Origin of the sequence: Cryobacterium sp. PH31-AA6, from assembly GCF_030063195.1 — a bacterium.
Classification (GTDB): Bacteria; Actinomycetota; Actinomycetes; order Actinomycetales; family Microbacteriaceae; genus Cryobacterium.
In genome coordinates this window covers 25,142-38,906 of sequence record NZ_JASISS010000017.1, presented here as the reverse complement: position 1 = coordinate 38,906, position 13,765 = coordinate 25,142, and the positions used below count along the sequence as shown (strand labels likewise).

Below are 13,765 nucleotides of genomic sequence, written 5' to 3'. Positions count from 1 at the left end.
GGGTTCGCCTGGCCGGGTTCGCCTGGCCGAGCCGCTCGCGGCACGCGCTAGGGAAGTGGGCGCGCGGTAGAACGTGCGCCCGATTCTCGAACGCGCGCCCCGAGGTGCGCGAGGTGGGGAGGTGGGCGAGCTAGAGGGCTGCAGCGACCGCGCGACCCGCGGTGCGGCCCGAGAACAGGCAGCCGCCGAGGAACGTTCCCTCGAGCGAGCGGTAGCCGTGCATGCCGCCGCCGCCGAAGCCGCCGGCCTCTCCGGCCGCGTACAGGCCGGGCACGGGCTGGCCGTCGCGGCCGAGCGCGCGGGCGAACAGGTCGGTTTCGATGCCGCCGAGGCTCTTCCGGGTGAGGATGTGCAGCTTGACGGCGATCAGTGGTCCGTTCTTCGGGTCGAGCAGCTTGTGCGGGGCGGCCACGCGGATGAGGCGGTCGCCGCGGTAGTGCCTGGCCTGCCTGATCGCGGTGATCTGGGCATCCTTCGTGAAATCGTTGTCCAGCTCCCGGTCGCGAGCCCTGATCTCCTGCTCGATCCGGGCGAAGTCGAGTCGTACCTCCGGTGAGCGGCGCTGCATCCCCGCAAGGAGCTCGTGCAGCGTGTCGGCCACGACGAAATCGGCGCCCTTCTCCTTGAAGGCCTCGACCGGTCCCGGCGCCCCCGGTGCGATGCGCTTCGCGAGCAGGGAGAGGTCCTTTCCGGTGAGGTCGGGGTTCTGTTCGCTGCCGGAGAGGGCGAACTCCTTCTCGATGATCTTCTGGGTGAGCACGAACCAGCTGTGGTCGTTGCCGGTGCCGAGGATGTGCTCGAGCGTGCCGAGGGTGTCGAAGCCGGGGAAGAGCGGTGCGGGCAGGCGTTTGCCGGTCGCGTCGAGCCAGAGCGAGGACGGACCGGGCAGGATCCGGATGCCGTGGGCCGCCCAGACCGGATCCCAGTTCTCGATTCCCTCGGTGTAGTGCCACATCCGGTCGCCGTTGATCAGCCGCGCACCCGCTCGTTCGCTGATGCCGAGCATCCGTCCGTCGACGTGCGCCGGAACACCGGAGAGCAGGTGCTCGGGCGCGGCGCCCAACCTGGCCGGCCACTGCGCTCGCACGAGGTCGTGGTTGCCGCCGATGCCGCCGCTGGTCACGATCACGGCCGAGGCCGCCAGCTCGAACTCGCCCACCCGGTCGCGGGAACTGGCCTCACCGCGGGCGGCGTTGGTGCGGGCGAGCACGCCGCCGCGCACCCCGACGACGGCCCCGCCGGAGACGATGAGCTCGTCGACCCGGTGCCGGTGCAAGACGGTGACCAGTCCGGATGCCACTCCCGCCCGCACCTGGGCGATGAACGGGGCCAACAGGGCCGGCCCGGTGCCCCAGACGATGTGGAACCGCGGCACGGAGTTGCCGTGCTCGAGGGCGGTGTAGCCGCCGTGCTCGGCCCAACCGACGACCGGGAAGAACCGGATGCCTCGCTCGTGCAGCCAGGCACGCTTCTCCCCGGCCGCGAAGTCAAGGTAGGCCTCCGCCCAGCGCTTCGGCCAGTAGTCCTCGTCGCGGTCGAAGCCGGCGCTGCCGAACCAGTCCTGCCGGGCCAGGTCGGCGGAGTCGTGCACGCCGAGCCGGCGCTGCTCGGGGGAGTCGACCAGAAATAGCCCGCCGAACGACCACCAGGCCTGGCCGCCGAGAGAGGATGCCGGTTCCTGCTCGACCAGGATCACCCGCTTACCCGCGGCGACCAGCTCCGCCGTGGCGACGAGGCCGGCCAGGCCCGCCCCGACGACGATGACATCGGCCTCGGTGCTGGCGGTGTGCGGGGAAACCGGGCTCATCGTGACTCCATCGTCAGGCCAAGGGGAGAGGGTTACTCGTCGAACGTGTTGAGCATGGCGTGAGCGGCCCGCTCCAGATAGTCCCACAGGGTCTCCCGCTGCAGCGGCGGCAGATCGCAGCCGTCGACGGCCTCGCGCATGTGCAACAGCCAGCGGTCGCGCGCATCCGGGTTCACCTTGAACGGCTGGTGCCGTTGGCGCAGTCGGGGGTGGCCGCGTTGCTCGCTGTAGGTGCCCGGGCCGCCCCAGTACTGCTCAAGGAACATGGTGAGGCGTTCCTCGGCCGGGCCGAGGTCGGCCTCCGGGTACATCGGCTTCAGCACCGGGTCGGTGGCGACACCCCGGTAGAACTCGGCGACGAGCTTCGCGAAGAAGGGCCGTCCGCCGACCTGGTCGTAGAAGGATGCCCCGATCGCGGGACCGTTCTCGCCGTCGCGCAGGTGCACGGGGGACGGGGTGGGAGTGCTATCCGAGGGGAGGGTGGACTCAGGCGTCATCGCGGATCTCCGGATCTGGTGTCGACTTCGGTGAACTCGGGGTGGGGTTCGCGGCGTCCTCCTCGGCGGAGGACTTCGAGGCCGGCTTCTCGGCGGCTGATTTCTCGGCCGGCTTGCCTCCGGACTCCTGGTCCTCGCCGTGCGGCGGGTTGCCCTTGCGCTGGCCCCGGGGAAGCCGGGGCTTCTTGCGCACCGGCACCGGGGCGGTGAACGGGGCCGTGGACACGTCGGCCTCTGCGGCTGCCGCCTCGGCCGCCGCGTCTGAAGGCTCGTCGGTGCCGGGGATCGCGCCGGCGTTCACCGAGCCATCCGATCCGGCCATCACGACGCTGTTCAGCGGGGTCAGGCCGGTGCCCAGCCCGTCGAGTGCCTTCTTCAGGTGCAGGCGGAGGTCGCGGGCGAAGTCCCACTTGGCCGAGACGCGCGTCTTCACCACGATGCGCACGACCAGGGCCTCGGCGGAGATCGACTCGAGCCCCCAGGCCTCCGGCTTCTCCAGGATGACGGGACGCCACTTGCGGCTGGAGGCGAGCGCCTTGGCCACCCGGAGCAGTTCGGCCTGCACGGCCTCAACGTCGGAGGCGTACGGGATCGCGAGGTCGATGATGACCCTGGCCCAGCCCTGGGACATGTTGCCGACGCGGAGGATCTCGCCGTTGCGCACGAACCAGAGGGTGCCGTCGATGTCACGCACCTGGGTGACCCGGATGCCGACGGTCTCGACCACGCCGGAGGCGAAGCCCACGTCGACGATGTCGCCGACGCCGAGCTGGTCCTCGACGACCATGAACAGCCCGTTCAGGATGTCCTTGACGATGTTCTGGGCGCCGAAGCCGAGCCCGGCGCCGAGCGCGGCAGTGAGCAGCGCGAAGGAGCCGAGGATGTCGGTGTTGACGACATTCACGATCAGCAGCACCGAGACGATGAGCAGAGTGACGTTGATGATGTTGGAGAGCACGGAGCCGAGCGTGCGGCTGCGCTGCACGACCCGAACGGCGGCCACCGGGGAGACGCTCAGCGCCTGGGTGTCCATCACGTTCTGGGTCTTCTTCACGCCGGAGACGATCTGCCCGACGACCCGGTCGATGACGAAGTGCAGCACCCAGCGGAGGATGAGGGCCGCGATGACGATCGCGGTGATGTTGATGGCCTTGAGCCACACGGTTACGGTGAAAAATTGGGCGAGTTCAAGCCAGATTGCGTCGAAGTCCATATTCGACCCAGTCTATCGACGGCCGTCGGGTCGAAGCTGTGCCCCCCGGCCCGGCGGGCAGACGCAGACACCCCCGCCCCGCCCGAGTGGGCGGTGGCGGGGGGTGCGGATGTTGCGAGCGGGATTCCTCGTGGTTAGCCGGCGTCCCTGACTTGCGCGGCGAGTGCGCGCTCGACCCCGGCCAGGTTCTCGATCAGCAGGCGGCGCAGCGCGAGCGGCTCCGGGTTGGCGTCGAGCCAGGCCCGGGTCGCGTCGGCCAGGGCCTGGTTGGCCAGCGGCGACGGGTACAGGCCCAGCACGAGCTTCTCCGCGATGGAGAAGCTGCGCGACTCCCAGACGGACTGCAGCATGGCGAAGTACTGGTCGACGAACGGTTCGAGCAGCGTGCTGTCGTTCGCCCGGAGGAACCCGGCCGCCGTCACACGCACGATGGTGTTCGGCGCGGTGTCCACGTCGATCAGCGATGCCCACGCCGCCTGCTTGCCCTCGATGGTGGGGATGGCGGCACGCGCCTGGGCGGCCGACTGGGCGCCCGTCGCGGTGTTGTCATTGGCCAGTGCCGCGTCGATCTCGGCGCTGCCGGCCTGGCCGCCGGCGACGAGCGCGATGAGCAGTTCCCAGGCAAGGTCGGTGTCGATCGTCAGGCCGTCCAGCGGCGCGGAGCCGTCCAGCAGCGCGGCGACAGTCGCCAGGTGGCTGGCGGTGGAGGCGACCGAGGCGAAGAACTTGACGAACTGGAACTGCGCGTCGGTGCCCGCCTCGGCGTGCCGGGCGAGGGACCAGAGCGCGTCCCCGACCTCGATGACCGTGTTCGCGCGGTGCTCCTCGGCGACATAGTAGGTCGCGGCCAGCACGACCTGGCCGAGCACGGTGCGGAGCGTGGTCGACTCGGTTTCTGTCGCGACGTTGCCCAGCACGAGGCTGATGAAATCGCGCGGCGCGGTCTCGGCGTCACGGGTGGCGTCCCAGATGGCGCCCCAGACGATCGCCCGGGCGAGCGGGCTTTCGATTGAGGAGAGGTTCTCCAGGGCGACGTCCTGCGACGCGTCGTCAAGGCGGATCTTCGCGTAGGCCAGGTCGTCGTCGTTGAGCAGAACGAGGGCCGGGCGGGCCAGGCCGACGAGCTCGGCGACATCCGTGCGCGGGCCGTCGACGTCGATCTCAACCCGGTGGGTGCGCACGAGGGTGCCCTCGGCCAGGTCGTAGAAGCCGATCGCGAGGCGGTGCGGGCGGATCGTCGGGTAGTCGGCGGCGGCGGTCTGCAGCACGGTGAAGCCGGTGATGATGCCCGTCTCATCGGCCGTGATCTCGGGGCGGAGCGTGTTCACGCCGGCCGTCTCGAGCCAGAGCCTGGTCCATTCGGTCAGGTCGCGGCCACTGGAGGCCTCGAGCTCGACCATCAGGTCGTTCAGCTCGGTGTTGCCCCACTCGTGCTTGGCGAAGTACGAGGCAACCCCGGCGAAGAACTCGTCCCGGCCGACCCAGGCCACGAGCTGCTTGAGCACCGATCCGCCCTTGGCGTAGGTGATGCCGTCGAAGTTGACCTGCACGTCTTCGAGGTCGTTGATCGTGGCGGTGATGGGATGCGTCGAGGGGAGCTGGTCCTGCTTGTAGGCCCAGCTCTTCTCCATCACGGCGAAGGTGGTCCAGGCCTCTGTCCACTCCGTCGCCTCGGCGGTGGCCATGGTCGACGCCCATTCGGCGAACGATTCGTTGAGCCAGAGGTCGTTCCACCACTTCATGGTGACCAGGTCGCCGAACCACATGTGCGCCAGCTCGTGCAGCACGGTGACAACGCGACGCTCCTTGATGGCGTCGGTGACCTTGGAACGGAAGACGTAGGTCTCGGTGAAGGTGACCGCGCCGGCGTTCTCCATCGCGCCGGCGTTGAACTCCGGCACGAACATCTGGTCGTACTTGTCGAACGGGTACGGGTAGTTGAACTTCTCCTCGAAGTAGGCGAAGCCCTGGCGGGTCTTCTCGAAGAGGTAGTCGGAGTCGAGGTACTGGAACAGGCTCTTGCGGCTGAACAGGCCGAGGGGGATCGTGCGCCCGTCGCTGGAGGTGAGGGAGCTGCGCACGACGGAGTACGGGCCGGCGACAAGGGCCGTGATGTAGCTGGAGATGGTGTGGGTGGGCGGGAAGGCCCAGGTCTTGGCGCCGTTTCCGGCATCCGTCGGCTCCGGCGTGACCGAGTTTGAGATGACCTCCCAGGCCCCAGGAGCGGTGACCGTGAAGGTGAAGGTGGCCTTGAGGTCGGGCTGCTCGAACACCGCGAAGACGCGGCGGGAGTCGGGTACCTCGAACTGGCTGTAGAGGTAGACCTCGTTGTCGACCGGGTCAACGAAACGGTGCAGGCCTTCGCCGGTGTTCGTGTAGCTGGCATCGGAGACGACGGTCAGGGTGTTCTCGGCGGCCAGGCCGTCGAGCTGAATCCGGATGCCGTCGCTGACGGCGGACGGGTCGAGGGCGACGCCGTTGAGGGTCACCGAGTGCACCGTGCTGGTGATCGCGTCGATGAACGTGGATGAGCCCGGCGTGGCCGTGAACTCCACGGTGGTCGTGCTGCCGAACGTTTCCGCACCGGTGGTGAGGTCGAGAGCCACCAGGTAGCTCCGAACGGCAATGAGCGCCGCGCGCTCCTGGGCTTCGATCCGGGTGAGGTTTTCTCCAGGCAACGTATTCTCCATCTCAGTTTCGACCGGGGCTTCTGGCTCCGGTCGCACGACGATCAAGCCTAGCCACTATTGGGAGCGAGGCGCGGAAAACTCACGATCGAGGCCGTCGGATGAGCAGGGCCGGAACGAGTATGGCGCCGCCGATGACGGCGGCCCCGAAGAACGCGGAGCCGGCGCCCTGGGTCTCGATCAGAACCCCGGCCAGTGCACTGCCGGCTGCGGCCCCGACGTTGTGGGCCGTGTTGACCCAGGTTGTCGCCTCGGTCGCTCGGCCGCCGCGGCCGAAGTCGCTGGCGGCGAGGTAGGCCACGATCATGATCGGGGACAGGCAGAGCCCGGCCAGGGCGATCAGGATGCCCAGCGCCACGGGGGACGTGGCCAGGCCCGCTGCGGCAATACCGGCCAGGAACATCCCCGTCAGCAGGAGGAGTTGGCGCCGAGCCGACCAGCTTGTGCGCACGGCGCCGTAGACCAGGCCGCCGACGGCACTTCCGGCGGCGAAGAGCGCGAGAATGATCCCGGCGCCGGCCGGTGAGCCGGCAGCGTCCGGCCCGCTCACCAGGGCGGGCACGGCGACATAGACCGTGCCGACGAGAACCCCGGCCGCGAGCACGGGCAACAGCAGGGCCACGAACCGCGGGTCGGTGAGGAGCGCACCGCCACGGAGCCGGTCACCGGCCGCTGGGGTATCTGGGCCGGGGCGCATGCCCGGAGACGTGACCATGAGCACCGTCCCGACCAGGATCAGGGCGGCGGGCACGAACAGGGCCGTTCCGGGGGCGGTCCAGAGCAGGATCGTGCCGGCGAGCACGGGTCCGGCCAGGTAGAGCACCTCCTCGAGTACGGCATCGAGGCTGAGGGCCTTCCGGAGGAGCCCGGGTGCGGGTACCAGCGCCGCCCAGAGCACCCGCATGATCGGACCGAGCGGAGGAGCGACGGCGCCGACGAGGCCGGCCAGTGAAATGCTCAGCCACGCGGAATCGCCGGCTCCGGTCGCGAGCGAGAGCAGCCCGAGGGCGGTGGCGAAGGCGATGGCCAGCGAGAGGAGCATCCGTCGGCGCCCGAACCGGTCGATCAGCCGGGCCCGCAGCGGCGCCAGGAATCCGGCGGTGGCTCCGTAAGCGCCCATCGCCGCGCCGGCGACCGCGTATGACCCGGTTGAGGCATGGACCGAGAGGAGCATCGGCAGGCCGACGAGCGCGTAGGCGAAGCGACCGGTGAGGGCGCTGGCGAAGAGGAATGGCACGCCCGGAGTGGTGAGCACGGCGGCGTAGCCCGAACGGTTGGCGAGGGGAGGGCCTGAGGGCGGACGGGACGCCGAGGGTGAGGGCATGGAAGTACTCCGAAGATTGTGCGCGCCGGGCGCGACTGACGGAACCGGGTGATCGAAGAGACGAGCCGGTCGCTAATCACACAGGGGGAGCATCCGGCCACCATAGCCGATTGGACGCCGCAGTCGTTGGTGCTACCAGGCGGCGGGCTTGTAATCCTTGAGGAAGACGCCGCACAGGTCCTCGCCCGCTTCGCCGCGCACGATCGGGTCGTAGACGCGGGCCGCGCCGTCAACCAGGTCGAGCGGGGCGTGGAAACCCTCCTCGGCAAGCCGCACCTTGGTCGGGTGGGGGCGTTCGTCGGTGATCCAGCCGGTGTCGACGCTCGTCATCAGGATGCGGTCGGAGAGCATCTCCTTGGCGCTGGTGCGGGTGAGCATATTCAACGCGGCCTTGGCCATGTTGGTGTGCGGGTGACCGGGGCCCTTGTAGCCGCGGCCGAAGACGCCCTCCATCGCCGACACGTTGACGATGTAGGTGCGCCGTGCTTCGGATGCCGCGAGCGAGGCCCGCAGGCGGCTGACCAGCAAGAACGGTGCCGTGGTGTTGCAGAGCTGCACCTCGAGCATTTCGAGGGGGTCGACGTCTTCGACGTTTGCGGTCCAGCTGTTGGCCTCGTGCAGGTCGGGCACGAGCCCACCGGCGTCGATGGCGGTGCCTGCGGCGAGGCGTTCGAGCGAGGAGGAGCCAGGGGCGAGGGCAAGCGCGGTGAGGTCGTCGGCGGTCAGCACGGAGGAGGCCGAGCCGGTGGCCGCGGCGGCCAGGATCGGGTGGCTGGTCACGGATGCGGCCAGAGCGGTCGGGTGCGCGTCGTTGGTGTGGCCGAAGCTGACGATCTCGGGGATGCTGCCGTCGGGCAGCGGCGAGGATTCGGCATCCACCAGCATGGAGTAAGAGCCGGGGGAGCGCCGCACGGTCTGGGCCGCGTTGTTGATCAGGATGTCGAGCGGGCCGGCCTCGGCGACGGAGTCGGCCAGGCCGATCACCTGGGCCGGGTCGCGCAGGTCGATCCCGACGATGCGCAGCCGGTGCAGCCAGTCGGCCGAGTCGGGCATGGCGCTGAATCGGCGGACGGCGTCGCGCGGGAACCGGGTGGTGATCGTGGTGTGGGCGCCGTCACGAAGCAGTCGGAGCGCGATGTACATACCGATCTTGGCGCGGCCACCGGTGAGCAGCGCTCGCTTGCCGGTGAGGTCGGTGCGGGCATCCCGTTTGGCGTGGCTCATCGCCGCGCAACTCGGGCAGAGCTGGTGGTAGAACGCGTCGACGAGCGTGTAACGCTCCTTGCAGATGTAGCAGGGGCGGGCCACGAGGAGTTCGCCGGCCGAGGCCTTGGTCGTGCCGAGCCGCAGCTGGGCGCCGATCGTCTCGTCGTCGATCCGGGTGGGCGCGCCCGTGGCGGTCGCCGCAATGACCTCACGGTCGGCATCCGCGATCGCCTGACGCTTTTCGCCGCGCCGCACGATCTTGACCGACTTGAACATCTTCGCGGTGGCCTGGCGCACGGTGACAAAATCGGGGTCGTCCGGGTCGATCGTGCTCAGCGACGCGAGCACGCGGAGGGCAACCTCGAGGTCGTGTGGGTCGATGGTGGGTGCTGCCTGCGTCGAGGGTGCGGGCTCGGTCGAAGGCGCGTTGCTCATCCGTCAATTCTACGTCGCCCGCTGGTGGGGATCGTCGGACCGTTACCCGGTGGTCGAGCCGCTCGGTGGTCGAGCCGCCCCGGTGGTCGAGCCGCCACGGTGGTCGAGCCTGTCGAGACCACTGGATAAACCTTCGAAAACTTATCCACAAGACGTGACAAGCTCTCACATCTGTGTTCCATTCTTGCTAAAATCATGTTATGACCACCCCGGCAGAACAACTCAGACAAGCGGCAGACGCCGTCGCCCGTCTGGGCTGTTCCAGCACCGACTACGAGGCCCTCTCGGATGCCGCCGCCCTGGCCGGGCAGCGTGACATCGCGACCGCCCGCCGTCTCCTGGAAACCTGCGCCGCGTGGATGGCCGGCAGCATCGCCCGTCGTTCCCGCCCGGAGCTGGGCCACTCGGGCCTGGCCGCGCAGCAGGGTTTCCTCTCCCCGGAGGCGATGATCCAGAAGTTCACCGGCTCGAGCAAGAATGAGGCGTTCAAGCTCGTCGCCGTGGGCACGATGCTCGCCCGCACCGAAGCCGCAGACCGGCAGGCCGAGCAGACGCTCACACCCGGCGATACCACCGTGGACACAGATCCGGGCTCGCCCGGCCCTGAGGGCCTACTCAGACCCCCCGCGAGTCCGACCGGCCCCACGGGATCACCAGCCGCCACGGACACGCCCGCGCCGTGGCAGGCGCCGATCGCCCGCGCGGTCGCCGCCGGCACCCTCTCCGTCGACGCCGCCGAGTCCATCCGTCAGGGCCTGGGCGATATCGACACCGCCGTGACAGCCGAGCGCCTCACGGCCGCCCTGACCGTCCTGCTCGCGGAGTCGGCGGGGTTGAACGCGGACCAGTGCTTCCGCCGGGCGAGGCGGCTGCGCGACGACCTCGATACGGCCGGCATCGCCGCCCGCGAAAAGCAGGCTCACGACGACCGGTACCTGCGCGTCTACCGCCTCCGCGACGGCAAAATACGTCTGCACGGACTGTTCGCCCCCGAAGACGGCGAATTCGTCCTCTCCACCTACGACGCCCTCACCAGCCCCCGGCGCGGCGGGGTGCGCTTCGTCGACAAGAAACGTGCCGCCTGGGCCAAACGAATCCAGGACGACCCCCGCAGCACCGAACAGATCGCCGCAGACGCCTTCCTCCAGTTGCTCAAGCTCGGCAGCGAAGTCGACCCCGGCCGGATGCTCGGCGGCCGCCGCCCCGCCGTCCGCGTCATCGTCACCCAGACCGACCTCGCCCGACAGGGAATTCGCCCCGCAGACATATTGGTCGCCCCGGCCGCCCCGACCGCCCCGATCGCCCCGACCGGGCACGGCTACCTCGAAGGCAGCCCCGTCCCGATCTCCCTCGCCACCGTCGAACGGCAGATCTGCGACACCGGGGTGCGTGGCATCCTCTTCGACGACACCGGCCAAGCCTTAGACGTCGGCCGGGAACAACGACTCTTTACCGAACAACAACGCACAGCCATCGCGGTCCGTGACGGCGGCTGCGTCTGGCCCGACTGCGACCGACCACCCTCCTGGACCGAAGCCCACCACCTCAACGACTGGTCACTCGACGGAACCACCGACACCGCCGACGGAACCTGCCTCTGCCACCCCCACCACCTGCTACTGCACAACCAGGGCTGGAAAATCATCCGAGAGGGCAATGCGTACTGGCTGAAACCGCCAATCACGGTTGACCCGAACCAAACCCTCATCCCGCTGAAGAGCAAGGCCGAACGCGCAGGGTGACGCTGACCTGGGGTCTCGACAGGCTCGACCACCGGGTCACCGGGTCTCGACAGGCTCGACCACCGGGGGCTCGAACACCGGAGGGTCGACCACCCTGGCCTGGGGTCTCGACAGGCTCGACCACCGGGGTCACCGGGTCTCGACAGGCTCGACGACCGGGGGGCTCGACGACCGGGGGGCTCGACGACCGGGGGGCTCGACGACCGGGGGCTCGACGACCGGGTCACCGGGTCTCGACAGGCTCGACCACCGGGGCTCGACGACCGGGTCACCGGGTCTCGACAGGCTCGACCACCGGGGCTCGACGACCGGGGCTCGACCAGCGGGCGGGATCGATGAGGGGATGAGCCGGGCGATAAAGGGGTCGGGCCCGACCACATCAGTGATCGGGCCCGATACTTTCAGCTGGGTGGTTCGGTGGTGCGATTAGACCTTGAGCGGCTCGGGCTCATCGTCCAGCACCGGAAGCTCGATCGAGGACGTCGGCGGCTCATAGGTGTGATCGAACGGCATTTCGTCGGTGTCGAGGTCAGGGTTGCCGTCCTGGGTAGCGACCAGCTCGCGGGCTTCAAAGACCGAGTCCACGCTCGGCATCGAGCCGAGAAGCGGCCGTCCGGCAGACTCACGCAGGAAGAAGATTGCGATCCCGCCGATGACGGATGTGCCCATCAGATAGTAGGCCGGCATCATGTCGTCGCCGGTGCCCGCGATCAGTGCCGCGATGATGAACGGCGTCGTGCCACCGAAGATGGCAACCGAGAAGTTGTACGCGATGCCCATGGCCCCGTAGCGGCTCTCGGTCGGGAACAGCGCCGGCAGAGCGGAGGCAAGGTTTGCGACGTAGAACGTGACCGGCAGGGCGATCAAGGCCAGGCCGAGCAGCGTGGACCAGATCTCGCCGACACCGATCAGCATGAATGCCGGGATGGACAGCACCACGGCGCTGGCCGAGCCCATCCAGAGGACCGGTCGGCGGCCGATCTTGTCGGACAGGCGCCCCGCCAGCGGGATGCACAGCGACATGATCACGAGGATGGGGATGGTCAGCAACGTGCCGTGCAACTCGTCGTAGCCCTTGGTCGCCGTCAGGTACGTCGGCATGTACGAGGTCAGGGCGTAGCCGAGGGAGTTCGCCGCAGCGACGAGGATCATCGCAACGATGATGCCGCGCCAGTGGGCCTTGAACGTGTTGAGCGGGCCGTTGGACGCAGTGGACTCGTCGCTGAACGACGGATCGGAAGCTGCCATTTCCTTGGCGTCGAGGGTGGCCTGGAAGGTCGGGGATTCCTCGATCTTCAGACGGAACCAGATGGCAATCAGGCCGAGCGGTCCGGCGATGAGGAACGGCAGACGCCAGCCCCATTCCTCCATGACGGGTTGACCCAGGGTGACCTGGAGAATCGAGACGAGCGCGGCACCGATCGCAAAGCCGAGGTAGCTGCCCATGTCGAGCAGGCTGGCGAAGAATCCGCGGTGCTTGTCTGGGGAGTGCTCGCTGACGAACGTCGTGGCGCCGGCGTACTCACCACCGGTCGAGAAGCCCTGGACGAGCTTCGTGAACACGAGGAGCGCCGCGGCGAGCATGCCGACCATGGCGTAGCTCGGGAGCAGACCGACCGCGAAGGTGGACGCAGCCATCAGCATCAGCGTCATCGACAGCACCCTCTGGCGGCCGATCTTGTCGCCGAGCCAGCCGAAGAAGACCCCGCCGAGCGGGCGGGCGATGAAGGTCGCGGCGAAGGTGCCGAGCAGGAACAGTGTCTGGACCGTCTTGTCGGCCTCAGGAAGGAAAACGGGGCCCATGGTCGTGATCAGGTAACCGAACACACCGACGTCGTACCACTCCATGGTGTTACCGACGATGGTTCCGCCGAGCGCCTTCTTGAGGCGAGACTGGTCGACCACGTTCACGTGGGAGACCTTTAAGCGGCGCGGCAGGAGGGGTTTCTTGAGCTTTCCCGGGGAGCTTATGGCATCCTTTTTCGGAGCGGTGGGGCTGGTGGATCTGGGCAATTTGGCTTCTCTCGTGGAGATGACTAGCTAACGAAGAAATAGGGCCCGGTTTCGGGCATAAAGACCAATTTTAGCGCAAAAGCGCCGTCAAACAGAATTTATGTCGGGGATAGGGGCTCTGGACAGGCCTTTGCATCGGCCCGACGTCTGGTCCCAGGCGGAGGCTTTGCGCTGGATCCGACACTTAGGCTGGGGTCTATGACTGACTCCGTGAAGTTCTGGTTCGACCCGTCCTGCCCCTGGGCCTGGATGACGTCCCGTTGGGTCGCCGAGGTTGCCGAAACGCGCGGTTTCGAGGTGACCTGGTGTGTGATGAGCCTGGCCGTGCTGAACGAGGGCAACGAGGTCAGCGACGAGTACCGCGCCTTCTTCCCGAGGGCCCTGAAGTACACGCGCCTGGTGCAGGCCGCGCAGGAGCTGCACGGCCAGAAGACCGTGAAGGCGCTCTACGACGCCCTCGGCACCCGCATTCATCCCGGCGGCAGCACCCAGCCCGACGAGGTCATCCCCGCCGCGCTGGCGGAGGTCGGTCTTCCCGCCTCCTTCGCCGACTGGGCCGACAGCACCGAGTACGACGAGCAGATGCGGGCCAGCCACTTCGACGGGATCAACCGGGTCGGCCAGGACGTTGGCACCCCGGTGATCGCGGTCAACGGCGTGGCCTTCTTCGGCCCGGTGGTGTCCCCGGCCCCCCAGGGCGAGCAGGCGCTCGCGCTCTGGGACGGCGTCGTCGCCGTGGCCGGTTACGACGGCTTCTTCGAGATGAAGCGCACGCGCACGGTCGACCCCATCTTCGACTGAGCGCGCGACGGCGCCCGATGAGGCGTGGCCCGACAAATAG

The 13,765-nt window shown here is 68.5% G+C and carries 9 protein-coding genes; 2 read left to right on the top strand and 7 right to left on the bottom strand.

Annotated features, from left to right (window positions below; translation table 11 throughout):
* Positions 1–130: 130 nt before the first annotated feature.
* The 6 genes from QMG61_RS12035 to QMG61_RS12010 all read right to left on the bottom strand — a co-directional run bounded on the left by QMG61_RS12035 (position 131) and on the right by QMG61_RS12010 (position 9,169).
* Positions 131–1,807, bottom strand: coding sequence for an FAD-binding dehydrogenase (locus QMG61_RS12035; protein ID WP_283494566.1), 1,677 nt, complete (start codon positions 1,805–1,807; stop codon positions 131–133).
* A gap of 32 nt (positions 1,808–1,839) precedes the next feature.
* Positions 1,840–2,304, bottom strand: a complete 465-nt coding sequence (locus QMG61_RS12030; RefSeq protein ID WP_283494565.1) for a globin — start codon at positions 2,302–2,304, stop codon at positions 1,840–1,842.
* Positions 2,294–3,517, bottom strand: coding sequence for a mechanosensitive ion channel family protein (locus tag QMG61_RS12025; protein ID WP_283494564.1), 1,224 nt, complete (start codon positions 3,515–3,517; stop codon positions 2,294–2,296). The genes QMG61_RS12030 and QMG61_RS12025 overlap by 11 nt, the downstream gene beginning before the upstream one ends.
* A gap of 134 nt (positions 3,518–3,651) precedes the next feature.
* Positions 3,652–6,195 (bottom strand): aminopeptidase N, encoded by a 2,544-nt coding sequence (pepN, locus tag QMG61_RS12020; protein WP_283494563.1) that lies wholly within the window; start codon positions 6,193–6,195, stop codon positions 3,652–3,654.
* Between the two features lie 91 nt (positions 6,196–6,286).
* Positions 6,287–7,528 (bottom strand): MFS transporter, encoded by a 1,242-nt coding sequence (locus QMG61_RS12015; RefSeq protein WP_283494562.1) that lies wholly within the window; start codon positions 7,526–7,528, stop codon positions 6,287–6,289.
* A 132-nt stretch (positions 7,529–7,660) separates the two neighbouring features.
* Complete coding sequence (locus tag QMG61_RS12010; protein ID WP_283494561.1) at positions 7,661–9,169, bottom strand: SDR family NAD(P)-dependent oxidoreductase; 1,509 nt, start codon at positions 9,167–9,169, stop codon at positions 7,661–7,663.
* Positions 9,170–9,369: 200 nt separating this feature from the next.
* Here QMG61_RS12010 and QMG61_RS12005 point away from each other — a divergent pair, with 200 nt between their 5' ends.
* Complete coding sequence (locus QMG61_RS12005; protein ID WP_283494560.1) at positions 9,370–10,911, top strand: DUF222 domain-containing protein; 1,542 nt, start codon at positions 9,370–9,372, stop codon at positions 10,909–10,911.
* 426 nt (positions 10,912–11,337) lie between these two features.
* Here the strand turns inward: QMG61_RS12005 and QMG61_RS12000 are convergent, their stop codons facing one another.
* Complete coding sequence (locus QMG61_RS12000; RefSeq protein ID WP_283494608.1) at positions 11,338–12,882, bottom strand: MFS transporter; 1,545 nt, start codon at positions 12,880–12,882, stop codon at positions 11,338–11,340.
* A gap of 240 nt (positions 12,883–13,122) precedes the next feature.
* On the opposite strand from QMG61_RS12000, the gene QMG61_RS11995 reads away from it, so the two are divergent.
* Positions 13,123–13,725, top strand: coding sequence for a mycothiol-dependent nitroreductase Rv2466c family protein (locus tag QMG61_RS11995; RefSeq protein ID WP_283494559.1), 603 nt, complete (start codon positions 13,123–13,125; stop codon positions 13,723–13,725).
* Positions 13,726–13,765 lie beyond the last annotated feature (40 nt).